Source organism: Cupriavidus sp. FW305-27, assembly GCF_058787995.1.
In genome coordinates, this window is the sequence record NZ_JBYTAG010000068.1 from 1 (window position 1) to 22443 (window position 22443).

Sequence of the window (22443 nt, forward strand, 5' to 3'; positions counted from 1 at the left end):
GCCGCCGCCTTCCCATCCTTCCCATACAACCCCGCATCCCCGCCACTATGCTGGCGCAGCGCCTGAATGGCTTCGCGGGTGAAATCGAGGTGGGCATTGACGACGGCGCCGTTCAGGGCGTTGCCGTGGCGCGCGGTGCGCGGGGCGAAGATCAGCTGGCGCCAGGCGTCGGCCACGGCCGGGTCGACCTGGCGGCCGAGCAGCTGGCCTTCGGGGCCGGCGCGCAGGCCAAGCGCGCCCATCTGGGCTTCGCGGGCCTTGAGCTGGCGGGACAGGGCCTGGCCCAGTTCAACCTTGCGCGTCAGCAGTCCGCTCAGGGACTGGAAGTCGCCCCGCTTGAGGGCGTCGCGCTCTTCGGCGAGGAGTTGGCCGAAGGCCTGGATGCCTTCGGTTTCGCGCTGCAGGGACTGGATCAGGCTCTGGTTCATTTGGGCTAGCGGGGTTCGGCCTGGCCAAGCTCGCGCAGGGTCGCGAGCAGGCCGTCGGCAATCTTGCCCGGGTCGATCCTGATCCGGCCCTCGGCGATGGCCTGGCGGATCTCTTCGACCTTGGCGGTGTCGATATCGTCGTCCGTGGGCTGCGCCAGGCGGGCGCTGATGTCGCGCACCTGGGCGGCCAGCGGGCTGACGCTCAGGCCGGCGGACGGCGCCGCGGCGCTGGCCGGCGCGGCCTGGGGCCGGGCGGCGGCAGCGTCCGCGGGGGCGTCGGCGGGCCGGGACGAGGCGGTGTGGTTGATCTTCACGGGGCGTTCCTTGCTGGTTTCCTATGGCATTACGGTTGCGCCGGCGAATTCTTTAGGGCGCTCGCCCCGATTTCGCCGCGCAGCGATGTCGGCGGCATTTTCGCATGCCGCCCGCCACGGGTTTGCAGTCTTTTGGCCACGATCAAGGCACTTTCGGCGGGCTACTGCAGCACCACGGTGTCGCCGCTGCGCACCAGCCCGTTGACCACCTGGCCGCTGCGCAGGCGCACCTGCACGGTGTTGCCAGTGGCGGCATCGGCCAGCACCTTGCCTTCGCTGGTGATCTGGAAGGCATCGCCTTCCACGGCCACGGTGACGGTCTGGCCCTGGCGCACGGCGATGGCCTTGCGCAGCAGGTCAGACCGTATCGGCGAGCCGGCGGCAATACGGTTGGCGGTGACCGCGCCGGCAAGCTGCGCCGGGTCGGTGATCACCGCGCGCGGCAGCGTGCCCAGGTCGCCCTGGCGGACTTCGATATCGGCCTGGCCGACCGGCTCGCCCGGGCCCAGCGCGCGCGCGGCGACGTAGTAATCGGTCTGCACCGACACGCGCGCCTGCATGTAGCGCACCCACGGCCGCTCACCGCCGCAGCGCACGCCTACAGAGACGCGGCCCCAAGGCGACGTGCCGGCGGGCAGGAACGGGTCGGGCGCAAGGCAATCCGGCGCGCGCCCACCCGAAGGCGGCGCCACCTGCACGCTGACCTTGCCCGGCAGGCCGGCGGTCTGCTGCAGCAGGAAGCGTTCCACGGCAACGCGCGCGGGGTCTTCGGCAAAGGGGCTGGCAGCGGGGTTGGCAGCATAGGCAGCCTGCTGCTGGCCGTGCGCGGCCGCCGCCTGCATGGCGACGGGCATGACCTGCGCCGGCGCGGCACCGGCGGCGGCGGGCCCAAGCAGGCAGGCCGCCAGCAGGGCTTGCGCCAGGCTGCGGGCGTTGCGGCGATTCTGTTTCATCTGGACTTCCCGGCAAGGACGGCACGGCATGCACGGCATGCCTGGCGCACCGCCCCGTGACTGGCCGCGCGCCCCGTTTACATCTGTCATCGGGGTCCCATTGTAGGCAGCCCCTCGCGCGAGGGCGGGCCGAAATGCATGGATTTCCCGTCCTTATTCATCCGATTGGCGTGACAGGTCGCCGCCTAAGATGGCAACCCTGAAGAAGGTCGTTCGCTCCGTTCACGTGAGCAGGGAGATCCCAGATGATTGACAGACTCGACGCGGCACTACGTTTCCAGCAGGAAGCGCTGAGCCTGCGCAACCAGCGGCAGTCGGTGATTGCCTCCAACATCGCGCACGCGGACACGCCCGGCTACAAGGCGCGCGATTTTGATTTCTCCAGCACGCTGGCGCAGAGCGTCGAACGCGGCCATCGCAATGAGGGCATGTCGCTGTCCACCACCTCGGTGCGCCATCTGCCCGCGCAGGCCCCGGGGCGCGAGGAATTCGACCTGGCTTACCGCATCCCGCTGCAGTCCAGCGTCGACGGCAACACCGTGGAAATGGATGCCGAGCGCGTGGCCTTCGCCGACAACGCCGTGCACTTCGAGTCCGGCCTGACGGTGATGAATTCAAAGATCAAGACCATGCTGGCCGCCATCCAGCAATAGATCGAGCAGTAAGGGAGAGAGCGCATGCCGGCAATGAACATCTTCGACGTCGCGGGCTCGGCCATGGCCGCGCAGTCGCAGCGCATGAACGTGACCGCTTCCAACCTGGCCAACGCCGACAGCGTGGTCAGCCCCGACGGCCAGGCCTATCGCGCCAAGCAGGTCGTGTTCGGCATGGCGCCCACGCCGGGGCAGACGGACATCGGCGGCGTGCAGGTGCGAGGCGTGTCGGAAGACCCGTCGCCGCCGCGCATGGTGCACAACCCCACGCACCCCATGGCCAATGCCCAGGGCTACGTGGTGATGCCCAACGTCAACCCGGTGGAGGAGATGGTCAACATGATCTCGGCCTCGCGCTCCTACCAGGCCAACGTGGAAGTGCTCAATACCGCCAAGAACATGATGCTCAAGACGCTGACGATCGGCCAGTGACAAGCCTCGGCCTGTATCGGCAACGCCTCCACCAGCACGCACACAACGAACCGACATGACAACCACCTCCGCGGTAGGCAGCAACACCCAGGGCATCAACGACGCCCTCAAGAGCGGCAGCGCCAGCGCGTCCGAGCTGCAGAACAACTTCCTGACCATGCTCGTCACGCAGATGAACAACCAGGACCCGCTCAACCCGATGGACAACGCGCAGCTGACCTCGCAGCTGGCGCAGATCAGCACGGTCAGCGGCATGCAGACCATGAACGCGACGCTGTCGCAGTTGCTGTCGCAGGTCAGCGCCAGCCGCGCCATGGACTCCGCGGCGCTGATCGGCCATACCGTGATGGTGCCGGGCAAGCAGGTGTCGGTGGCGGGCGGCGTGCCGGGCAAGTTTGGCCTGGACCTGCCGTCGACCGCGGATGCGGTCACCGTCGACGTGCTCGACAAGGACGGCAACGTGGTGCGCACCATCGACATGAAGGGGCAGACCGCGGGCGTGCACAACGTCGCATGGGACGGCAAGAACAACGCCGGCGCGGCCGTGGCCGACGGCGACTACACCTTCAAGGTGACCGCCACCGCCAACGGCACCTCGGTGCAGCCGGTGGCGCTGGTCTACGGCAAGGTCCAGAGCATCAGCGGCGACGCCAGCGGCGTGCTGGTGGACTTGGGCGACGGACAGACCGCGAACGTCGACGACGTACGCCGCATTCTCTGAAACGCAGGTGCCGGCAGCGCACAGGCGCCGGCCGGCTTCAACGACCAAGCAAAAAGGAAGCAATCATGGGTTTCGGTCAAGGGGTAAGCGGCCTGAACGCCGCCGCGTCCAATCTGGACGTGATTGGCAACAACATCGCCAACGCCAACACGGTTGGCTACAAGCAATCGGCAGCGCAGTTTGCCGATGTCTACGCAGGCACCAAGATCGGCCTGGGCGTGCGCGTGAACTCGGTGGTGCAGTCGTTCAACCAGGGCAATATCGAAGCCTCAGGGCGCTCGCTGGATGTGGCTATCACCAACGGCAACGGCTTCTTCCGCCTGACCAGCCCGGAAGGCGCGGTCTACTACTCGCGCAACGGCCAGTTCCAGCGCCAGGAAGACGGCCGCATCACCAATATGCAGGGCCTGCAGGTGACCGGCTATCCGGCGGGCGTGGCCGGCGGCGCGGGCGTGCAGCCGCAGCCGCTGGTGATCAGCAACGCGCAGATGGAGCCCCGCGCTACCAGCAACATCACCGCCAAGTTCCAGCTTGACTCGCGCGCCACCGTGCCGACGCAGGCCTTCGCCAGCGCGGCCGGCTCGCCGCCGACCAGCAATATGTTCAACTACAGCACGGCGATCAACGTCTATGACTCGCTGGGCAACAAGCAGCAGCTGATGGCGTACTTCGCCAAGTCGGCGGGCGCCCCGACCGTCGCCGGTGGCACCGACTGGCGCATGTATGTGACCGACGTCAACGGCAATGCCGTCGGCGGCGCACCGGTCACACTCGCGTTCGACAACGCCGGCGCACTGCAATCGCCGGCGGCCGGCGCCATCACCCTGAGCCAGCCGGCCGCCAATGGCGCGCAGGCTATGGCGATGAAGCTGGACCTGACCGGCACCACCCAGTTCGGCGCCGACAACGACGTCAAGCAGCTCAGCCAGAACGGCTACACCTCGGGCAGCCTGCTGGGCTTCTCGGTCAATGGCGACGGCACCATCACCGGCAACTATTCCAACGAGCAGACCAAGCCGCTCGGCCAGATCGTGATGGCCGCATTCGGCAACGTCGAAGGCCTGAAGCCGGAGGGCGACAACGTGTGGTCGGCCACCGGCGCCTCCGGCCAGGCGCTGGTCGGCGTGGCCGGCGGCAGCATGGGCACGCTGCGCTCCAATGCGGTGGAAGCTTCCAACGTGGACCTGTCCGGCCAGCTGGTCAACCTGATCGTTGCGCAGCGCAACTACCAGGCCAATGCGCAGACCATCAAGGCGCAGGACACGGTCATGCAGACCCTGGTCAACCTGTGACCGCTACGCTGAGCTGAGCCGCCGCCATGGACCGCATGATCTACACCGCCCTGTCGGGCGCCAAGCAGATACTCGACCAGCAAGCGGCGGTATCGAACAACCTCGCCAACGTCTCCACGCCGGCCTTCCGCGCGCAGGTCAACCTGTACCGCGCGGTGCCGGTGGTCGGGCCGGAGGCGGGCACGCGCGCGTTTACGGTGGCCTCGACCCCCGGCGCCGACATGCGCGCCGGCCCGCTGACCTACACCGGCCGCACGCTGGATGTGGCGCTGCAAGGCAATGGCTGGCTGGTGGTGCAGGCACCGGACGGCACTGAGGCCTACACCCGCGCCGGCGCGCTGCAGGTGGCGCAGGACGGCCAGGTGCAGACCATCTCCGGCCTGCCGGTGATGGGCGATGGCGGTCCGCTGGCGGTGCCGCCGGGCTCGCAGGTGACCATCGGCACCGACGGCACCATCACCGCGCGCGGCCCCGGCGAAGCCTCTGCCGGCCTGGCGCAGGTGGGCCGGCTGCGCGTGGTCAACCCGCCCAACGACGCCATCGCGCGCGGCGATGACGGCCTGTTCCGCCTGCGTCCCGGCGCGCAGCCGCTGGAGGCCGATCCCACCGTGCGCGTGATCTCGGGCGCGCTGGAAGGCAGCAACGTCAACCCGACCGAAGCCATGGTCGAGATGATCGCCAATGCCCGCCGCTTCGAGATGCAGATGAAGATGATCCAGGGCGCCGACGGCAACGAGCAGCGCGCCAACCAGCTGCTCTCGACCAACTGACCTGAATGACTGACCGGCACGGCGCACCGTGCCAGCACCAACGCAAGGACCACCATGATCCGCTCTCTCTGGATTGCCAAGACCGGCCTCGATGCGCAGCAGACGCAGATGGACGTGATCTCGAACAACCTGGCCAACGTGTCGACCAACGGCTTCAAGCGCGGCCGCGCGGTGTTCGAGGAACTGATGTACCAGACCATCCGCCAGCCCGGCGCGCTGTCGTCGGACCAGACCACGCTGCCGTCGGGCATGCAGCTGGGCACCGGCGTGCGCCCCGTGGCCACCGAGCGCATCCACACCCAGGGCAACCCGCAGCAGACTGGCAATGCCAAGGACGTGGCCATCCTGGGCCAGGGCTTCTTCCAGGTGGCGCTGCCCGACGGCACCACCGCCTACACCCGCGACGGCTCGTTCCAGGTGGACCAGAACGGCCAGCTGGTGACCTCCAGCGGCTTCGTGATCCAGCCCGCCATCACCATCCCGGCCAATACGCTGTCGATGACCATTGCGCGCGATGGCACCGTGTCGGTGACGCAGCCCGGCTCCAGCGCCAACGTGCAGGTGGGGCAGCTGCAGCTGGCCACCTTCATGAACCCGGCCGGCCTGGAAAGCATGGGCGAGAACCTGTACGTGCAGACCGATGCCTCGGGCGCGCCCAACACCACCGTGCCGGGCCTGAACGGCGCTGGCGTGGTGCAGCAGAACTACGTGGAAGCGTCCAACGTGAACGTGGTGGAAGAGCTGGTCAGCATGATCCAGACCCAGCGCGCGTATGAGATCAACAGCAAGGCCGTGCAGGCATCCGACCAGATGCTGCAGCGCCTGTCGCAACTGGGTTGACTGGTGTGAACATGGCCACCTTGCTTTCCCGCCTGGGCGCGCATGCGCTGGTTTGCCTGGCCGGCGTGGCAATGCTGGCCAGCGGCGGCTGCGCGCTGATGCCGCGCGAGCCGCTGGTGCAACTGCCCACCACCGCGCGCGCAGAGCCGCGGCCGATGGGGCCGGCTTCGGGCTCGATCTACCAGTCGTCCTACGCCGGCAACCCGCTGTTCGAGGACCGGCGTCCGCGCAATGTGGGCGACATCCTGACGATCCTGATCACCGAGAACGTCAACGCCAGCAAGAATTCCGGCACCAATACCAGCCGCACCGGCAACACCGCGCTGGCGTTCGATGCCGTGCCGCGCGCGCTCAGCGGCCTGTTCAACAGCAGCAGCAACGCCAGCATCAACGGCGCCAACACCATGAAGGCCAGCGGCGGCGCCAGCGCGGCCAATACCTTCAACGGCACCATCACCGTGACCGTGCTGGAGGTGCTCACCAACGGCAACCTGGTGGTCTCCGGCGAAAAGCAGATGGCCATCAACCAGGGCGCCGAGTTCATCCGCTTCTCCGGCGTGGTCAATCCGCGCACGATCACCGGCGACAACGCCGTGCTGTCGACGCAGGTCGCCGATGCGCGCATCGAATACACCGCCAAGGGTGTGATCGACGAAGCGCAGAACATGGGCTGGCTGCAGCGCTTCTTCCTCAATGTTTCACCGTTCTGACCGCGCCATGTCTGCTCCGATGCTCGCCCGTTTCCTGTCCCGCCTGCTGCGCCTGAGCGTGATCAGCCTGGCGCTGGGCGTGGCCTTTGGCGCCTTTGCCAGCGTCGCCAAGGCCGAGCGTCTGAAGAACCTGGCCACGTTCCAGGGCGTGCGCGAGAACCCGCTGGTGGGCTACGGCCTGGTGGTCGGCCTGGACAACACCGGCGACCAGACCATGCAGACGCCGTTCACCACGCAGAGCCTGACCAACATGCTCTCGCAGCTGGGGATCACGCTGCCGGCCGGCAAGAACATGCAGCTCAAGAACGTGGCGGCGGTGATGGTGACCGCCTCGCTGCCTGCGTTCGCGCAGCCCGGCAGCCAGCTGGACATCGTGGTGTCGTCGATGGGCAATGCCAAGAGCCTGCGCGGCGGCACGCTGCTGATGACCCCGCTCAAGGGCGCCGACGGCCAGGTCTATGCCATCGCCCAGGGCAATATGCTGGTGGGCGGCGCGGGCGCATCGGCCAACGGCAGCAAGGTGCAGGTCAACCAGCTGGCGGTGGGGCGCATCGCCAATGGCGCGATCGTTGAGCGCGCGGTGGCGCCGTTCCAGCCGGATGGCGGCGTGCTCAACCTGGAACTGAAGGACACCGATTTCGGCACCGCCGAGCGCGTGGTGGAAGCCATCAACCGCTCCATGGGCGGCGGCGTTGCCGCGGCGCTGGACGGGCGCGTGGTGCAGGTGCGTGCGCCGGCCTCGGCGGCCGCGCGCGTGGGCTTCCTGGCCCGCATCGAGAACATCGACGTGACCCCGGCCAAGGCCGCGGCCAAGGTGATCCTGAACGCCCGCACCGGTTCCATCGTGATGAACCAGGCGGTCACGGTGGAAGACTGCGCGGTGGCGCACGGCAACCTGTCGGTGGTGATCAACACGCAACCGGTGATCAGCCAGCCCGCGCCATTTAGCGAAGGGCGGACGGTGGTGGCGCCGGTGTCGCAGATCGACATGAGGCAGCAGGGCGGCTCGCTGCAGATCGTCAAGGCGGGCGCATCGCTGGCCGCCGTGGTCAAGGGGCTGAACGCGCTGGGCGCAACCCCGGCCGACCTGCAGACCATCCTGGAAGCCATGCGCGCGGCCGGGGCGCTGCGTGCCGAGCTGGAAGTGATCTGACCATGAACACGGCACGACCCCCGCAGGCGGCGGAGCTGACGCAGCGCTTTGCGCTGGACACGCAGGGCTTCGAGGCGCTCAAGCACAGCGCGCGCGGCGGCGCCGACGCCAATACGCTGCAAGCCGTCGCCAGGCAGTTCGAGGCGGTGTTCACGCAAATGGTGCTCAAGAGCATGCGCGATGCCACCCCGCAGGACGGCCTCTTCGACAACGAGCAGAGCAAGCTCTATATGTCGATGATGGACCAGCAGCTTGCGCAGCAGATGTCGTCGCGCGGGATCGGCCTGGCCGATGTGATGGTGCGCCAGCTGGCGCGCGCCACCGGCACGCCGATGCCGGCCGGCATGAGCGCCATGAGCCTGGCCGAGTCAGGCAAGGCGGCCGATGCCGAGATGGCAAGGCTGCTCGACAGCCGCGGCGCCGGGGCGGTCCCGGCCGACGCCGGCGAGCAGGCCGACCTGCCGGCGATCGGCACCATCGTGCCGGGACAGAACTGGAATCCCACTGCCGGCCTGCGCCAGTACCAGCCGCAGTGGTACGCGGACCGCGGCCAGGGCGAGGACAAGCTGGGACGGCTGCCGGACGACGCGCCGGCCCACGTCAGCGCCTTTGTCGCCCGCATGGCCGGGCCCGCGGAAGCCGCCGCGCGCGCCAGCGGCGTGCCGGCGCGGCTGATCGTAGGCCAGGCCGCGCTGGAATCCGGCTGGGGCCAGCGCGAGATCACGCACGCCGACGGCTCCACCACCTTCAACGTCTTCGGCATCAAGGCCGGGGCCAGCTGGAAGGGGCGCGTGGCCGAGATCACCACCACGGAATATGTCGACGGGCAGCCGCAGAAGGTGCGGGCGAAGTTTCGCGCCTATGGCTCGTATGACGAGGCCTGTGCCGACTATGCCCGCCTGCTGACGAACAACCCGCGCTACGCGGGCGTGGTCAGCGCGGCGTCGGCTGAAGAGGCGGCGCATGGCTTGCAGCGCGCGGGCTATGCCACCGATCCGGCGTACGGGCACAAGCTGGTGAAGATCATGAAGAAGGTCGCAGCCTGAGGGCAGGGGGAAGCCAGCGGATCTGGCGAAGATCACTTCCACACCTAAAGTCCCGCCCCCACCCAGCCGATAACTTCCACATCCACCACCGCCGGCCCTCGCCGCGGTAGTCCCATCAATCCGGGGTCAGAGCACAATGTCTCTCTTCAGTATTGGTCTTTCCGGCCTGAACACCGCGCAGAACGCGCTGACGACGACCGGCCACAATTTTGCCAATTCGGCGACCGAAGGCTATTCGCGCCAGAACACCATCGTGGCCTCGGCCGGCGGCCAGTACACCAGCCAGGGTTTCTATGGCTTCGGCTCCAACACCACCACGGTGATCCGCGTCTATGACGAGTTCCTGACCGGCCAGCTGCGCGGCGCCACCTCGGCCAGCGCATCGCTGGCGGCGTACTCGGACCAGATCGCCCAGATCGACAACCTGCTCGCCGACCAGAAGGGCGGCCTGGCGCCGCTGATGCAGAAGTTCTTCGCGGCGGTGCAGGCCGTGGCCGACACCCCGGCCGATCCGGCAGCGCGCCAGGGCATGCTGTCGGCCGGACAAGCGCTGGTAGGGCAGGTGCGCTCGGCCAGTAACTACTTCAAGCAGTTGCAATCGGGCGTCAATGAGCAGGTCGGCACCGCCGTTACGCAGGTCAACGCGTACACCAGGCAGATTGCCAACCTGAACCAGGAAATCACCCGTCTGAAGGCTGCCTCCGGCGGCCAGCCGCCCAACGATCTGCTGGACCAGCGTGACCAGGCCGTGGCCGAGCTGACCAGGCTGGTCGGCGCCAAGGTGGTGGTGCAGGACAGCGGCACCTACAACGTCTTCGTCGGCAACGGTCAGCCGCTGGTGATGGGCAATGACGCGTACGAGCTGAAGGCGGTAGCCTCGGCGGCCGATCCCAACCGCACCGTGGTGGCCTACACCCTGCCCAACGGCAACGTGTTCGAGAGCGAGCCGGGCGCCATCACCGGCGGTTCGCTGGGCGGACTGTTGCAGTTCCGCACCGAATCCCTGGACGCGGCGCAGAGCGCCATCGGCCGGCTGTCGCTGGCGATCGGCCAGAGTTTCAACGCGCAGCACAAGCTGGGCATCGACCTGAACGGCGCGATTGGCACCGACATGTTTGAACTGGGTAGCGCCACCTCGATCCCCAACGCCAACAACACCGTGAAGACCACGGTGGCAACGACCAGGATCGACAATGCCTCGGCCCTGACCACCAGCGACTACAGGCTGCAGTTCGACGGTACCAACTACACGCTGACGCGTCTCTCCGACAACCAGCAGGTGGTCACGCCGGTGCCCGCCGGCGGCGCCAGCTACCCGCTGCAGTTCAGCGCCGACGGTTTCACCGTCGAGATCAATGCGGCGATGGGCACCAACGATTCGTTCACGATCCAGCCCACGCGCAATGCCGCCACCGGCTTCGACATGGCGATCAGCGACCCGGCCAGGATCGCCGCGGCATCGCCGGCTCGCGCCGACGCGGCGGCGTCGAACAAGGGCAACGGCACGGTCAGCCTGGGCAAGGTCGCGCCCGGCTATTCGCTGCTGGCTGGCACGATCACCGCCAGGTTCGACGGAACCACCTATGTCTTCAGCGATGCCAACGGACCGCTCGCGACCCAGCCGGCGCCCGTGTCCAACGGCAGCAATACCGACTACACCCTCAACGGCCTGACCTTCAGCTTCGGCGGCACGCCCGCGACGGGCGACACCTTCACGCTGAGCAGCAACGCCGGCGCGGTCAAGGACAACGGCAACATGCTGGCGCTGGCCAAGCTGCAGAACGCCAAGACCATCGGCGGTGTGTCCAGCTTCAGCGAGGGCTATGCCCAGCTGGTCAACGACGTCGGCACGCGCGCCAAGTCGGTCAAGATCGCCTCGGCCTCGCAGGACAGCATCACCACCCAGATCAAGACCGCGCAGCAATCGGTGTCCGGCGTCAACATGGACGAGGAGACCGTGTCGATGCTGCGCTTCCAGCAGCTGTACCAGGCCAACGCCCGGGTGATCCAGACGGCCGGCACGCTGTTCGACACCATCATCGGCATCGGCAGGTAAGCGGCGGCACCCACAAGCGTCAGCAGAGTCAGAAGAGGTAACCAATATGCGCGTTGCAAGCTCCACCCTGTACCAGCAAGGCCTGGCTTCGATGAACTACCAGCAGGGCTCGCTGCTGCATATCCAGCAGCAGCTAGGCACCGGCCGCAGCATCCTGACGCCGTCCGACGACCCCGTCGGCGCCACCCGCGCGCTGGGCGTGAGCCAGGCACAGGCCGTCAACGGCCAGTACGCAACCTCGCGCAAGCAGGCCAATATCGCGCTGGCCGCGGAAGAAAACGCGCTGCAGTCCGTGACCACGGTCACGCAGAACATCCAGACGCTGCTGGTGCAGGCCGGCAACGGCACCATGAGCGATGCCGACCGCGGCTCGCTGGCCACGGCTCTGGAAGGCCTGTACAACCAGCTGGTGGGCCTGGCCAACTCCGACGACGGCAACGGCCAGTACCTGTTTGGCGGCACCCGCTCCGGCAGCGCGCCGTTCACGCAGAGCAAAGGTCCGGGCGCCTACATCGGCGACAACGGCCAGCAACTGCTGCAGGTCGATGTGGCGCGCCAGATGCCCGCCGGCAACACCGGGCGCGAAGTGTTCATGAGCGTGACCGGCGGCGCCGGCTATGTCGTCAAGGGCAATGCCAACAACACCGGCAGCGCCACGTTCGGCACGGTGTCGACCACGAACCCGAGCGATCCCGACTATGGGCTCTCGATGCAGGTCACGTTCGCGGCCAATGCCAGCGGCCAGATGGAATACACCATCACCAACCTGTCGGCAGGCACGACCCCCGCACCGGTCGTGAAGGGCCCCGTCGCCTACACGTCGCCAGCCCATATCGACGTCGCCGGCATCAGCTTCAACGTGACCGGCGATCCCAAGGACGGCGACACCATGACCATGGCTCCCGCCAGCGAGGCCGGCACCGACATGTTCGCCAATCTGCAGACCGTGATCGACACGCTGCGCCAGCCCACCCCCGACAGCAGTGATCGGGCGCATCTTGGCAACGTCATCTCCACCGCCACGCGCCAGTTCTCCAACTCGCTCGACAACGTGCTGACCGTGCGGGCATCGGTGGGTTCGCGCATGAACGAGCTCGATGCGTTGGATGATGTGGGGTCCAACCGTGACCTGACGTACTCGCAGACGCTGTCGGGACTGCAGGATCTGGATTACGCGAAGGCGATCACCGAGTATTACCAGCGGCAGACGGCGCTGCAGGGGGCGCAGCAGTCGTTTATGCAGATTCAGGGGATGAATTTGTTTAAGTATTTGTAAGGTGGGTGGGGCGGCGGCCTCAGGTGTGTTCTTGTCTAGCCGGAACAAAGTCCCGCAAAACCCCGAAAGAAGTTTTGCATCCGCGGGTAGCAGCTCCATTTAGCGACTTGCACGAAGGCGGACACGCAGGAGCCATCAGGAGATGGCACCGTCCTCGGCCTGCACTTCCGCCTGGCCCCACGTAACCCGGGGGACCTTTCTATTTTTCCGAAGCGCAAGATCGCCGGCTCTTGCCAAGCGCCTTGCCCGCTCCGGTGCCAGCGTGAACGGCTTACGCGAGCACGTGAAACGGGCGCTGGAAGGCTACGGACCCGGCGTCTTGCCCGAGCGGGGCTTCCGCAGAAGGCGGAAGGTCCAGCAGCGCGCGCACGTCCCGTTCTACCGTCGCGAGCGAAGCGGACCTGGACAGGGAGCTGGCAAAGCGGCTGTCGAGGCCTGGTGGCAGACGCAGCCACATATTGTCCGAGACCAGCAGCAGGCGCCTTGGCTTCAGCGCCAGGCTGGCCAGGCGCAGCAGGTGCCAGCCGTCGGCAAGATCCGGCGGCATGCCGAACACAAGCAATGCCGGAGCCGGCAGGCGCGCATTGCGTGCCGCCAGGGCGTCCGTTTCCACGAGTTCGACCCGGCCAATGCCCGGCATTTCTCCGAGCAGGCGCATGACTCCGTGCCGGTACACCGGCATGTCGTCGATCACCACGGCATGTGCCTCGCGGTTGCGCCCCAGGACTTGTTCCCAGGCGGCCGCTCCACGGTTCGTCCAGCTCATCCTTGTTTCCTCCGGTTTGTGCCGGCGTTGGCTTCGTGGCCAGCGCCCTGCACCAGTACCAGCAAGGGCAATGCCAACTCTGGCAAGGCCGCCTCGGGCCATTGCGCACAGGCGCGGGAGCCAGGCCCGCTGCGGGTTTCCGGGAGGTTGACGCGGACCTGCCGGCCTTTGCGGACGACTGGCAGCCGCGGCGGGGTGTTACGTGTAACGTAACGTGTTACGCGACCAGCCTCGGCCGGACGCCGGAGGCAGTCGAAACCAGCGTCCCGCGCAGAGCAGGACGCCAACGACCGAAAGCTGGTGCTCAATTGCGATCGGTCTCAATTCGCCTTAACCTGTCACATAGCCCCACCCTGGAACCGCGCGATGCAAGCACATCCCTTACGCCTCTCTCCCGGCGACGATCTGCGTGCCGCACTCGAAGACGTGCTGAGTCGGCTCAAGTTGCATGCGGCTTTCGTCATCCAGGGAATCGGGAGCCTCAGCGTTGCCCAATTGCGATTTGCCGGGGCGGAAGACGCTACCGAACTGCGTGGCGATCTGGAGATCCTGACGCTCGCCGGATCCCTGTCACCGGATGGAGCGCACCTGCACATGTCGGTTGCGGACTCGCGAGGTCGGGTGCTCGGTGGTCATGTGGCGCGCGGTTGCACGGTCCGTACGACTGCCGAGATATTGCTGGCGCTGCTTCCCGAACATCGTTTCGCCCGTGAATACGACCAGAGTTCAGGGTTCATGGAACTGGTGGTACGGAACGAGCCGCCGCTGGATTAGATTCGAAGCAACCCGGGCAGCGTGGATGAATGAGGTCGTTCGGCCCGTTTCAGCCACTCGGTGCGAGTGTTCGGGCGACCGCCTTACGCATGAAGCCTATGCCTTGGCACACTTGACGACGGTATCGAGCGTGCGAGTGGTGATGCCCTTCCCGAACGAGCGTTCGAGCAGGCGCATGAACACCGGGCCTTTCTTCGGATCGGGCACGTAGGCGCTGAAGACCTCCGTGGCATTGGCCTTGACGATGCTTGCGCCGTCGCGCTCGATGGGCAGCTCCACGTCTGGTGGCACCGGGTTGCGGAGAAAGGTGACAACCCGCTTGGCCGAAGGTGCAAGGCTGAGCTCGGCGAAAGGGTCCGAGTCGATGAGGTCCTGGAGATAGCGGGACGGCCGGACGAAGGTGTCGAAGCTGTGGCCCAGTTCAGACTGCATCGCCTTCTCGGCGCGTTGCTCCAGGCTGGCCAGTGACGACGATCGCGCGTTGAACACGATGTTGCCGCTGGAGAGCAGGGTTTTCACTTCGGAGAAGCCCGCCGCCTCGAAGCAGCGCTTGAGTTCGGGCATCCGGGCGTTCATCGGGCTGACGCCGCGAAGAAAGGCAACGTATCGGGACATGGCTATCTCGTGATTGCTGGCAAACCGCCACACAGCTCGCTCGCGGTCAACGGTAAACAGGCTGGTCAATGATAGACGAGTGCCAGCCAGCGGTTCAGCCCACCCACGTGTGAGCGCATGGCCGCCCTATGAAAAGGGGAGAATTAACAATCTCACAGGAGATGGCGAAACGACCTGCTAGCGCGCAGTTACGGACTCTCGAGCCGGGTACTTCATGGTTCAGTGCGCGAAGTACCCGCACGAGCGGCAGTCCGATGGCGCGAGTTGCGCCTGCAACGAAAATCTTCATGGCTTTTCTCCATTGAGCTGCGCAGGCCGGCAGCGCAGCGCAAAGTCGACGACACAGCGGAGCGGAGTGACGCCCCGTTCCGATTCGGTGAACGCCATTTTTTCTGGTCCTGGGACTTAAAAAAGCACCAAAAAGCTGAAGAATTCGTGTACCACCGTTCCCATGTGCTGTCAGTGCCTTTGCGCTAGGAGAACTTGCTGATCAGGTGTTGCAAGCGATCACAGGCAGCCGGCAGCTGCTGTTCAATCGCTGTCGCAACACCAAGGAGCAGTCCCGATCGCTGCGTAGACGCCGAGCAATACCACCCCGACAACGGGGCGGGCGCAAGGCCGTAGGCATAGGCTTCCCGAGCGATCGTCTTGTCGTCGGCGCCATCGGGAAGCCTCATCACCACGGCAAGTCCGGCCGGATAGGCCTGGAATCCCCTGGACCTCAGCGCAGCCAGCAGTGCATGGCTTCGGCCTGCATAGATGCGCTTCATCCGACGCAAGTGTCGGATATAGTGCCCATCCCGCATGAATTCAGCAGTTGCCATTTGCACTGCCGGTCCGGGCGCTGAAGCAAGGCAGGCCACGGCTTCATCGAATCGGGCTACCAGGGAGGCCGGCACCACGACAAATCCAAGCCGCAGCGTCGGACTGATGGTCTTGCTGAAGGACCCGATATGAATCACCCGCCCCGCACGATCGAGTGACGCCAATGCGGGAGCCGCGCGGCGTGTCAGCTGGAGTTCGCCCAGGTAATCGTCTTCGATGATCCAGGCATCCGCGCGTGTCGCCCAGTCGAGGATCTGCACCCGACGAGCGAGCGACAAGGTAGGACCCAGAGGCGCTTGTTGGCCCGCGGTGACCAAAGCCACCGCGGCATCTGGTGCGTGCGTTTCACCGTAGCTGACATCAATGCCTTCTTCGTTTACCGGGATGGGAACCGTTGCGAGCCGGGAAATTTCCAATGCCCTGCGGCTGGGAAAAAATCCCGGGTTCTCGACCCATGCCTTCCGGCCTTCGGCCTGAATCACTCGCAGCGCCACACCGAGCGCCCCTGAGCATCCCGCCGTAATGAAAATCTGTGAGGGCTGGCATTCAATGCCGCGTGCCAGGGCCAGATGCGCTGCGATCTCTCGTCGGAGTTCATGTTCGCCTCTTGGGTCCGGATACGCTGCAGGCGCTTCGACTTCGTCGCGTGCCGCACGGGCTCGCAGCCGCGAAAACAATGTAGCCGGGAAGCAGTCCGATGCCGGCACGCCCATTTGAAAGACCGCAGGTCCGGGCAGGAAATGCTGGTACAGCTCGGATCGCAGATCAGACTCGATGGAACGCGCACGCTCCGTGATCGGGCTCGCGACGGCAGCATGCTCAGAGACTCTGGTCCCCCAAGCGCGCGATGAAACGACCAGTTGTGCGTCGGCCAGCCGCTCATATGCAGTCTTGACGGTGCCTCGGGCAACCCCGAGTTGTGCGGCAAGATCTACCCAGGACGGCAGTCTGGCACCGGGAACGAGTACCCCGTTCTCAATGGCGCCGGTAATGCCGAGCCGAATCTGCTCTGCCAGTGAAGTTTTCGACGCGCGGTCAAGCTTCAGATCCAGGAGTCTCATAGCCTCTGGTACATCAGGAAATTGAACTTTTGGTTCTTTTTTATGAACCTCCGGGAGAGCATGATTCTAGCCTCACAGGAGATAAACATGAAACTTCAGCGCATTCTTCGCTCTCTTGTCGCGGCTACGAGCATCGCCTTCACCGGGGCTGCCGCTGCACACACCGTTGGCGATACGGTCAAGCCGAATTTCTCCCGGGCGATTCCCAACATCCCGGGCAAGTCGCTCATCGCCGTGGAGGTCCTTTATCCGCCCGGAGGCGCTTCGCATCCTCATACCCATGCCAAGTCGTCATTCATCTATGCATACGTCGTCTCGGGCAGCGTCGCCAGCAAGGTGAACGACGAGCCGGAACGCGTATACAAGGCTGGTGAGAGCTTCTTCGAGGAGCCAGGCGCACGCCATCCGGTGAGCCGCAATGCGAGCAAGACCAAGCCGGCAAAACTGCTCGCCGTGTTTGTCGTCGATTCAGACGACAAGGAACTGACGATCAACGACAAGTAGGAGTTTGAAATGAGACTGGATTACACCAAAGCATCGCCAGGCGGTGTGAAGGCATTTGGCGGCGTGTACGGCTATGTCATGCAGTCGGGCCTCGAAGACGTCCTCGTCGAGCTGGTCTATCTGCGCGTGAGCCAGATCAACGCGTGCGCTTATTGCCTGGACATGCATACCCGTGACCTGATCAAGAAGGGCGCTACGCCCGAGAAGCTTGCGCTCGTGCAAGCCTGGCGCGAAGCGGGGCCGTTGTTCACTCACCGCGAAAAGGCCGCACTCGCATGGGCCGAGTCGGTCACCCTGGTGGCGGACACACACGTGCCCGAGGAGGAATTCCAAGTCGCGACCGCGGCGTTCAACGAGAAAGAGCTCGCTGACCTCACGATGGCTATCAGCCTGATGAACGCCTATAACCGGCTCGCCATCAGCTTCCGGCGCGCCCCCGAGTCCGCACTGGCCGCTAAAGACTGATGCTTGTTGTCCCTCGGGTGCCGGGTGAAGTCTGTTGAGAAGCGCGCCTTTAGGGGCGTTTCCCTTTTGGGGGCACGTAGCCCCCGAGTTGCGCTTCGCAGCTTTCCATTCAGAGGTCCGCTTCCTTTCCGAACGGGGCGCCCGTAGTTCACGCACCGACTGACCGGAACTGGGCCGGTACCGGTCGGCCGGCCTGTCCACATCAGTATCCAGTTGCTGAGGCGAGCCAGGATCGCGGGCACTGGCGTATGCGGAATTTGCTGCGGGGCTGCGCGCCTGCGCCGAAGGAGCGCAGGCGCATCGGCAAGCTCAGCCTGCGGCGTTCTCCTGCGCCTCGTCGTATTGACCCAGGCAGGCCATGGCATTCAGCCGTGAGCGCTGCAGCAGCACGCGTTGCGCTTGCGCGGCGTTGGCGGCGTCGCCGCGCCAGGCGAGCAGGGGTGGCTCCTGCAAGGCGCGCCCGTAGGAGAAGGACAATCGCCAGGGCAGCGGGGCAAGCCGGTTCATGGCGTCCAGATTGACGGTGGCCTCGGTGGGCGTCTGGCCGCCGGACAGGAAGAAGATGCCCGGCACCGCCGCCGGCACCGTGCGCCTGAGCACCTGCACGGTCTGCATGGCGACCTCGGCCGGGGCCGCGTGCCCGGCCTCCTTGCCGGGCAGCACCATGCTCGGCTTCAGCAGCATGTGCTCGAGCACCACCGCATGCCGGTGCAAGGCATGAAAGACTGCATGCAGCACGGCCTCGGTGACCTCGGCGCAACGCGCCATTGAGTGCGCGCCGTCCATCAGCACCTCGGGCTCGACGATGGGTACCACGCCTGCTTCCTGGCAGATCGCGGCATAGCGTGCCAGCGCTTCCGCATTGGCCTGGACGGCAGCCCAGCCCGGCAACTTGTCCGACACGTTGTAGACCGCACGCCACTTGGCAAAGCGCGCGCCCTGCTGGCGATAGCCGGCAAGCCGCTTGGCCAGCCCGTCGAGACCCTCGGTGACCTCGTCCCCGGGTGCCAGGGCGAGTGCGATCTTGCCCTTGTCCACCTTGATGCCGGGCACGATGCCCTGGCGCGCCGCCAGTTCCGGCAGCGGCGTGCCATCGTCGGCGCGCTGGCCCAGGGTTTCCTCGTACAGGATCACGCCGCTGATGAACTGGCCAAGGCCTGGGCTCGACAAGAGCAGGTTGCGCCACGCGCGGCGGTTTTCCTCGCTCGACTCCACGCCGATGCGTTCGAACCGCTTGGCGATGGTCGGCCCGCTCTCGTCGGCCGCCAGCAACCCTTTGCCCGCTTGTGCCAGGGCGTCCACGGTGGCTTGCAGTTCGCTTTTTCTGTCCATGATCAGGCTCCGTGCAGGTGACATAGGAACAAGCATTGGCGCGAAAACGCCGTCGCGCAAGCCAGGTGGGGCACGTAGCGCCTGCCTAAGGTGGCCGCCCGAACGCTTCGCGCAGCTTGCCCTTGGCCTTTTCCAGCGTGGCGCGACGCGCCCTGGGCAGATGGCGGCCGGCACGATTGATGTAGAAATTGAGCATCGACATCGCCGACTGGAACGCCGTGCCCTTGCGGCGCCGGCTGCTCACGGCGGAACGCTTGAGCGAGGCGGCAATTTCCTCGGGGTTGTCCGAGGCGAAGATGTGCGGTTCGAGGTCCAGCGCGTTGCTGTGCTCTGTTATCTGCTGCGACCAGCGCCGCCCCTTGCTGGCGCCAGCTTTGGCGCGGCCCTTTGCCGGCCGGCGGGTGGATTTCGCGGCAGCCATTTCCGGTCCTCCCATAGCTTTATCGGGATCCGTCTAGCCTAGGCAACTTCTCGCCGTCCCGGGGGGGTCAGGGGGGACCGGCGCGTGGTGGCAAGACGGCCCGGGCGGTGTGGGATAATTACCCCTTTGCCCAGGGCGCAGCTCAAGAGGTTGTTCGCACGGGCGCGCAAGGGTCCTTATTCCTGTGGCCCGCTTCCTTTCTGCGATATTTCTTCAGCAATAAAAATGCCCACATACCGTTCCAAAACCTCCACCGCCGGCCGCAACATGGCGGGGGCGCGCTCGCTGTGGCGCGCCACCGGCATGAAAGACGAAGATTTTTCCAAGCCCATCGTCGCGGTGGTCAATTCCTTCACCCAGTTCGTGCCCGGGCACGTGCACCTGAAGGACCTGGGCCAGCTGGTCGCGCGCGAGATCGAGGCCGCGGGCGGCGTGGCCAAGGAGTTCAACACCATTGCGGTCGATGACGGCATCGCCATGGGCCACGACGGCATGCTGTATTCGCTGCCCAGCCGCGACATCATCGCGGACTCGGTGGAGTACATGGTCAACGCGCACTGCGCCGACGCCATGGTGTGCATCTCCAACTGCGACAAGATCACCCCGGGCATGCTGATGGCCGCAATGCGGCTCAACATCCCGGTGATCTTCGTCTCCGGCGGCCCGATGGAAGCCGGCAAGACGCGCCTGGCCAACCCCGTCACCAAGGCCATGGAGTTCAAGAAGCTCGACCTCGTGGACGCCATGGTGATCGCCGCCGACAGCACTTACTCCGACGCCGACGTGGCCGAGGTGGAGCGCTCCGCCTGCCCCACCTGCGGTTCGTGCTCGGGCATGTTCACCGCCAACTCCATGAACTGCCTGACCGAGGCGCTGGGCCTGTCGCTGCCCGGCAACGGCACCGTGGTGGCCACCCACGCCGACCGCGAGCAGCTGTTCAAGCGCGCGGGCAGCCGCATCGTGGAACTGGCGCGCCAGTACTACGAGCAGGAAGACGAGCGCATCCTGCCGCGCTCGGTAGGCTTCAAGGCGTTCGAGAACGCCATGACGCTGGACATTGCCATGGGCGGTTCCACCAACACCATCCTGCACCTGCTGGCGATCGCGCGCGAGGCCGACATCGACTTCAGCATGACCGATATCGACCGCCTCTCGCGCGTGGTGCCGCAGCTGTGCAAGGTGGCGCCCAACACCAACAAGTACCACATCGAAGACGTGCACCGCGCAGGGGGCATCATGGCCATCCTGGGCGAGCTGGAGCGCGCCGGCAAGCTGCACACTGATGTGCCCACGGTGCATGCCCCCACGCTCAGGGACGCGCTGGAGCGGTGGGACATCAGCCGGACCCGGGACGAAGCCGTCAGGAACTTCTACCTGGCCGGCCCGGCGGGTGTTCCCACCCAGGTGGCGTTCAGCCAGAACACGCGCTGGCCCAGCCTGGACCTGGACCGCGCCGAGGGCTGCATCCGCTCCTACGAGCACGCCTTCTCCAAGGAAGGCGGCCTGGCGGTGCTGACGGGCAATATCGCGCTCGACGGCTGCGTGGTGAAGACCGCCGGCGTGGACGAGAGCATCCTCGTGTTCGAAGGCACGGCCCACGTCACCGAGTCGCAGGACGAGGCGGTGGAGAACATCCTCAACGACAAGGTCAAGGCCGGTGACGTGGTGATCGTGCGCTACGAAGGCCCCAAGGGCGGCCCCGGCATGCAGGAGATGCTCTACCCGACCAGCTACATCAAGTCCAAGGGCCTGGGCAAGGCCTGCGCGCTGCTGACCGACGGCCGCTTCTCCGGCGGCACCTCGGGTTTGTCCATCGGCCACTGCTCGCCCGAAGCTGCGGCCGGCGGCGCCATCGGCCTGGTGCGCGACGGCGACAAGATCCGCATCGACATTCCCAACCGCACCATCAACGTGCTGCTGTCCGACGAGGAACTGGCGAGCCGCCGCGAAGAGCAGAACGCCAGGGGGTGGAAGCCGGCCAAGGCGCGTCCGCGCAAGGTGTCTGCTGCGCTGAAGGCTTATGCCAAGCTGGTGATGTCGGCGGATAAGGGGGCTGTGCGGGACTTGTCGTTGCTGGATGACTGATCCTGGGGCGACCCGTTACTTCGTTTGCCGGGAAGGCCGCTCTTTGGAGCGGCTTTTTTTTGGTTCTTATAAGAACGCGCCCCGTGGCTGGCCTTCGATCGATCCAGGAAATTCGTTTGCTGGCTATTGGGGCGAAGTGCTGACGGTCGCGGCCGAGGCGGCGGGTATTGCCGCACTGGTGATCGACGGCGGCGTACGCGATATCGCGGCACTTACCGCGCGGTGACGGCGAAAGCCCACATGTTTAAGCGATTCATGCCGCCAAGTAAAAGGAGGCTGGACGCTCCAGGCCCGAGATGCAGTCCTATGGTAAGGTTGCTGGCATGAGTTTACGGACTTCAACCAGTGACGCATGGGCCGCAGCTATGTGGTGCTGGGAGAGTGATGCAGCGTGAGTGATGCGAAGCAGGATGCGCGGCGCGCGCCGCCGACTGAGAGAGTTTCAACCAGCAGGGCTTTGCGCCTGAGCGTGCCGCCAGAGGCCAGGCCTGCGCCGGTCAACGGGAAAGACTGGCTGCGACAGAGGAAAGAGCAATTGCAGGCTGCCCGTGCCGCTGCCAGGCAAAGGCGCGATCTGCTAAGAGCCGAAATCATGTCGGCCGTGCAAGATGTTGCCCGAGAGGAACGCACTGCTGCGCGGCTGGAGGCTGAACGCCTGAAGGCGGAAGCCAGGACCGCGCGGGCCTACGCGCGGGAGGACGCACGCGCCGCCGCCAAGTTCGAGCGCGGCCAACCAACCCGCTCGGCGTCCAAACGAAAGACGCTTGCTAACGAGAAACGCAAGCTGGTTTCTTACGCTGATCTGTTGCGGATGCGTGGGTGATCCGGTCATTCCATGGGTCTTGAAACGGACGGTTAATCCGATCCGCCTGCGGGAGCTGACTATCTGCCCTTGGTCAAGGGCCACTTCCCGCCGCGGCCAGACTGCCTGATAAGACGCGCTGCGCAACA

25 protein-coding genes are annotated in these 22443 nt (G+C 65.9%); 17 read left to right on the plus strand and 8 right to left on the minus strand.

Annotation, left to right across the window (positions count from 1 at the left end):
- The 3 genes from AC3WRI_RS26525 to flgA all read right to left on the minus strand — a co-directional run.
- Positions 1–428, minus strand: a 428-nt coding sequence (locus AC3WRI_RS26525) for a flagellar protein FlgN (protein ID WP_492294398.1), incomplete at its 3' end; no start/stop codon positions are given.
- 5 nt (positions 429–433) lie between these two features.
- Positions 434–742 (minus strand): flagellar biosynthesis anti-sigma factor FlgM, encoded by a 309-nt coding sequence (gene flgM / locus AC3WRI_RS26530; protein ID WP_058698281.1) that lies wholly within the window; start codon positions 740–742, stop codon positions 434–436.
- 161 nt (positions 743–903) lie between these two features.
- The gene (gene flgA / locus AC3WRI_RS26535) at positions 904–1695 is read right to left on the minus strand and encodes a flagellar basal body P-ring formation chaperone FlgA (RefSeq protein ID WP_492294400.1); all 792 of its coding nucleotides are present in this window, start codon (positions 1693–1695) and stop codon (positions 904–906) included.
- Between the two features lie 245 nt (positions 1696–1940).
- Here flgA and flgB point away from each other — a divergent pair, with 245 nt between their 5' ends.
- The 11 genes from flgB (at position 1941) to flgL (ending at position 12644) form a co-directional block, all read left to right on the plus strand.
- Positions 1941–2348: a flagellar basal body rod protein FlgB gene (gene flgB, locus AC3WRI_RS26540; RefSeq protein WP_010812668.1), complete on the plus strand. Its 408-nt coding sequence runs from the start codon at positions 1941–1943 to the stop codon at positions 2346–2348.
- A 24-nt stretch (positions 2349–2372) separates the two neighbouring features.
- Positions 2373–2780 (plus strand): flagellar basal body rod protein FlgC, encoded by a 408-nt coding sequence (flgC, locus tag AC3WRI_RS26545; RefSeq protein ID WP_010812667.1) that lies wholly within the window; start codon positions 2373–2375, stop codon positions 2778–2780.
- A 55-nt stretch (positions 2781–2835) separates the two neighbouring features.
- On the plus strand, positions 2836–3501 hold the full coding sequence (flgD, locus tag AC3WRI_RS26550) for a flagellar hook assembly protein FlgD (protein WP_010812666.1): 666 nt from the start codon (positions 2836–2838) through the stop codon (positions 3499–3501).
- 65 nt (positions 3502–3566) lie between these two features.
- Complete coding sequence (gene flgE / locus AC3WRI_RS26555; protein ID WP_010812665.1) at positions 3567–4793, plus strand: flagellar hook protein FlgE; 1227 nt, start codon at positions 3567–3569, stop codon at positions 4791–4793.
- A 26-nt stretch (positions 4794–4819) separates the two neighbouring features.
- Positions 4820–5563 (plus strand): flagellar basal-body rod protein FlgF, encoded by a 744-nt coding sequence (gene flgF, locus AC3WRI_RS26560; protein WP_011616446.1) that lies wholly within the window; start codon positions 4820–4822, stop codon positions 5561–5563.
- Positions 5564–5617: 54 nt separating this feature from the next.
- Complete coding sequence (gene flgG, locus AC3WRI_RS26565) at positions 5618–6403, plus strand: flagellar basal-body rod protein FlgG (RefSeq protein WP_010812663.1); 786 nt, start codon at positions 5618–5620, stop codon at positions 6401–6403.
- An 11-nt stretch (positions 6404–6414) separates the two neighbouring features.
- Positions 6415–7113: a flagellar basal body L-ring protein FlgH gene (gene flgH, locus AC3WRI_RS26570; protein WP_010812662.1), complete on the plus strand. Its 699-nt coding sequence runs from the start codon at positions 6415–6417 to the stop codon at positions 7111–7113.
- Complete coding sequence (locus tag AC3WRI_RS26575; RefSeq protein WP_011616448.1) at positions 7097–8266, plus strand: flagellar basal body P-ring protein FlgI; 1170 nt, start codon at positions 7097–7099, stop codon at positions 8264–8266. The genes flgH and AC3WRI_RS26575 overlap by 17 nt, the downstream gene beginning before the upstream one ends.
- A gap of 2 nt (positions 8267–8268) precedes the next feature.
- Positions 8269–9312, plus strand: a complete 1044-nt coding sequence (gene flgJ, locus AC3WRI_RS26580; protein WP_010812660.1) for a flagellar assembly peptidoglycan hydrolase FlgJ — start codon at positions 8269–8271, stop codon at positions 9310–9312.
- 136 nt (positions 9313–9448) lie between these two features.
- A complete protein-coding gene (gene flgK / locus AC3WRI_RS26585) occupies positions 9449–11368 on the plus strand; it encodes a flagellar hook-associated protein FlgK (protein WP_010812659.1) in 1920 nt (639 codons plus the stop codon).
- 46 nt (positions 11369–11414) lie between these two features.
- A complete protein-coding gene (gene flgL, locus AC3WRI_RS26590) occupies positions 11415–12644 on the plus strand; it encodes a flagellar hook-associated protein FlgL (RefSeq protein WP_439672340.1) in 1230 nt (409 codons plus the stop codon).
- A gap of 271 nt (positions 12645–12915) precedes the next feature.
- Here the strand turns inward: flgL and AC3WRI_RS26595 are convergent, their stop codons facing one another.
- Entirely contained in the window at positions 12916–13341 is a 426-nt protein-coding gene (locus AC3WRI_RS26595; protein WP_492294402.1) for a DNA-binding response regulator, read from the minus strand.
- Positions 13342–13776: 435 nt separating this feature from the next.
- On the opposite strand from AC3WRI_RS26595, the gene AC3WRI_RS26600 reads away from it, so the two are divergent.
- Positions 13777–14184 (plus strand): PPC domain-containing DNA-binding protein, encoded by a 408-nt coding sequence (locus AC3WRI_RS26600; protein ID WP_011616453.1) that lies wholly within the window; start codon positions 13777–13779, stop codon positions 14182–14184.
- Between the two features lie 96 nt (positions 14185–14280).
- Here the strand turns inward: AC3WRI_RS26600 and AC3WRI_RS26605 are convergent, their stop codons facing one another.
- Positions 14281–14799, minus strand: coding sequence for a DUF1697 domain-containing protein (locus AC3WRI_RS26605; protein WP_081050322.1), 519 nt, complete (start codon positions 14797–14799; stop codon positions 14281–14283).
- A 473-nt stretch (positions 14800–15272) separates the two neighbouring features.
- Positions 15273–16685: a MocR-like pyridoxine biosynthesis transcription factor PdxR gene (gene pdxR / locus AC3WRI_RS26610; protein WP_492294404.1), complete on the minus strand. Its 1413-nt coding sequence runs from the start codon at positions 16683–16685 to the stop codon at positions 15273–15275.
- An 87-nt stretch (positions 16686–16772) separates the two neighbouring features.
- Here pdxR and AC3WRI_RS26615 point away from each other — a divergent pair, with 87 nt between their 5' ends.
- Together AC3WRI_RS26615 and AC3WRI_RS26620 are read left to right on the plus strand one after the other, a co-directional pair.
- The gene (locus AC3WRI_RS26615) at positions 16773–17189 is read left to right on the plus strand and encodes a cupin domain-containing protein (protein ID WP_010812653.1); all 417 of its coding nucleotides are present in this window, start codon (positions 16773–16775) and stop codon (positions 17187–17189) included.
- A 9-nt stretch (positions 17190–17198) separates the two neighbouring features.
- Complete coding sequence (locus AC3WRI_RS26620; RefSeq protein ID WP_058698285.1) at positions 17199–17654, plus strand: carboxymuconolactone decarboxylase family protein; 456 nt, start codon at positions 17199–17201, stop codon at positions 17652–17654.
- Positions 17655–17963: 309 nt separating this feature from the next.
- Here the strand turns inward: AC3WRI_RS26620 and AC3WRI_RS26625 are convergent, their stop codons facing one another.
- Both AC3WRI_RS26625 and AC3WRI_RS26630 read right to left on the minus strand, forming a co-directional pair.
- The gene (locus tag AC3WRI_RS26625) at positions 17964–18986 is read right to left on the minus strand and encodes a class I fructose-bisphosphate aldolase (RefSeq protein WP_011616457.1); all 1023 of its coding nucleotides are present in this window, start codon (positions 18984–18986) and stop codon (positions 17964–17966) included.
- Positions 18987–19071: 85 nt separating this feature from the next.
- Positions 19072–19407 (minus strand): DUF3175 domain-containing protein, encoded by a 336-nt coding sequence (locus AC3WRI_RS26630; protein ID WP_011616458.1) that lies wholly within the window; start codon positions 19405–19407, stop codon positions 19072–19074.
- A gap of 225 nt (positions 19408–19632) precedes the next feature.
- On the opposite strand from AC3WRI_RS26630, the gene ilvD reads away from it, so the two are divergent.
- The 3 genes from ilvD (at position 19633) to AC3WRI_RS26645 (ending at position 22315) form a co-directional block, all read left to right on the plus strand.
- Positions 19633–21492 (plus strand): dihydroxy-acid dehydratase, encoded by a 1860-nt coding sequence (ilvD, locus tag AC3WRI_RS26635; protein ID WP_492294405.1) that lies wholly within the window; start codon positions 19633–19635, stop codon positions 21490–21492.
- The gene (locus AC3WRI_RS26640; RefSeq protein WP_234788242.1) at positions 21485–21718 is read left to right on the plus strand and encodes an RraA family protein; all 234 of its coding nucleotides are present in this window, start codon (positions 21485–21487) and stop codon (positions 21716–21718) included. Before ilvD ends, AC3WRI_RS26640 begins: the two co-directional genes overlap by 8 nt.
- A 165-nt stretch (positions 21719–21883) precedes the next feature.
- Complete coding sequence (locus tag AC3WRI_RS26645; RefSeq protein WP_037025644.1) at positions 21884–22315, plus strand: hypothetical protein; 432 nt, start codon at positions 21884–21886, stop codon at positions 22313–22315.
- Positions 22316–22443: the final 128 nt, after the last annotated feature.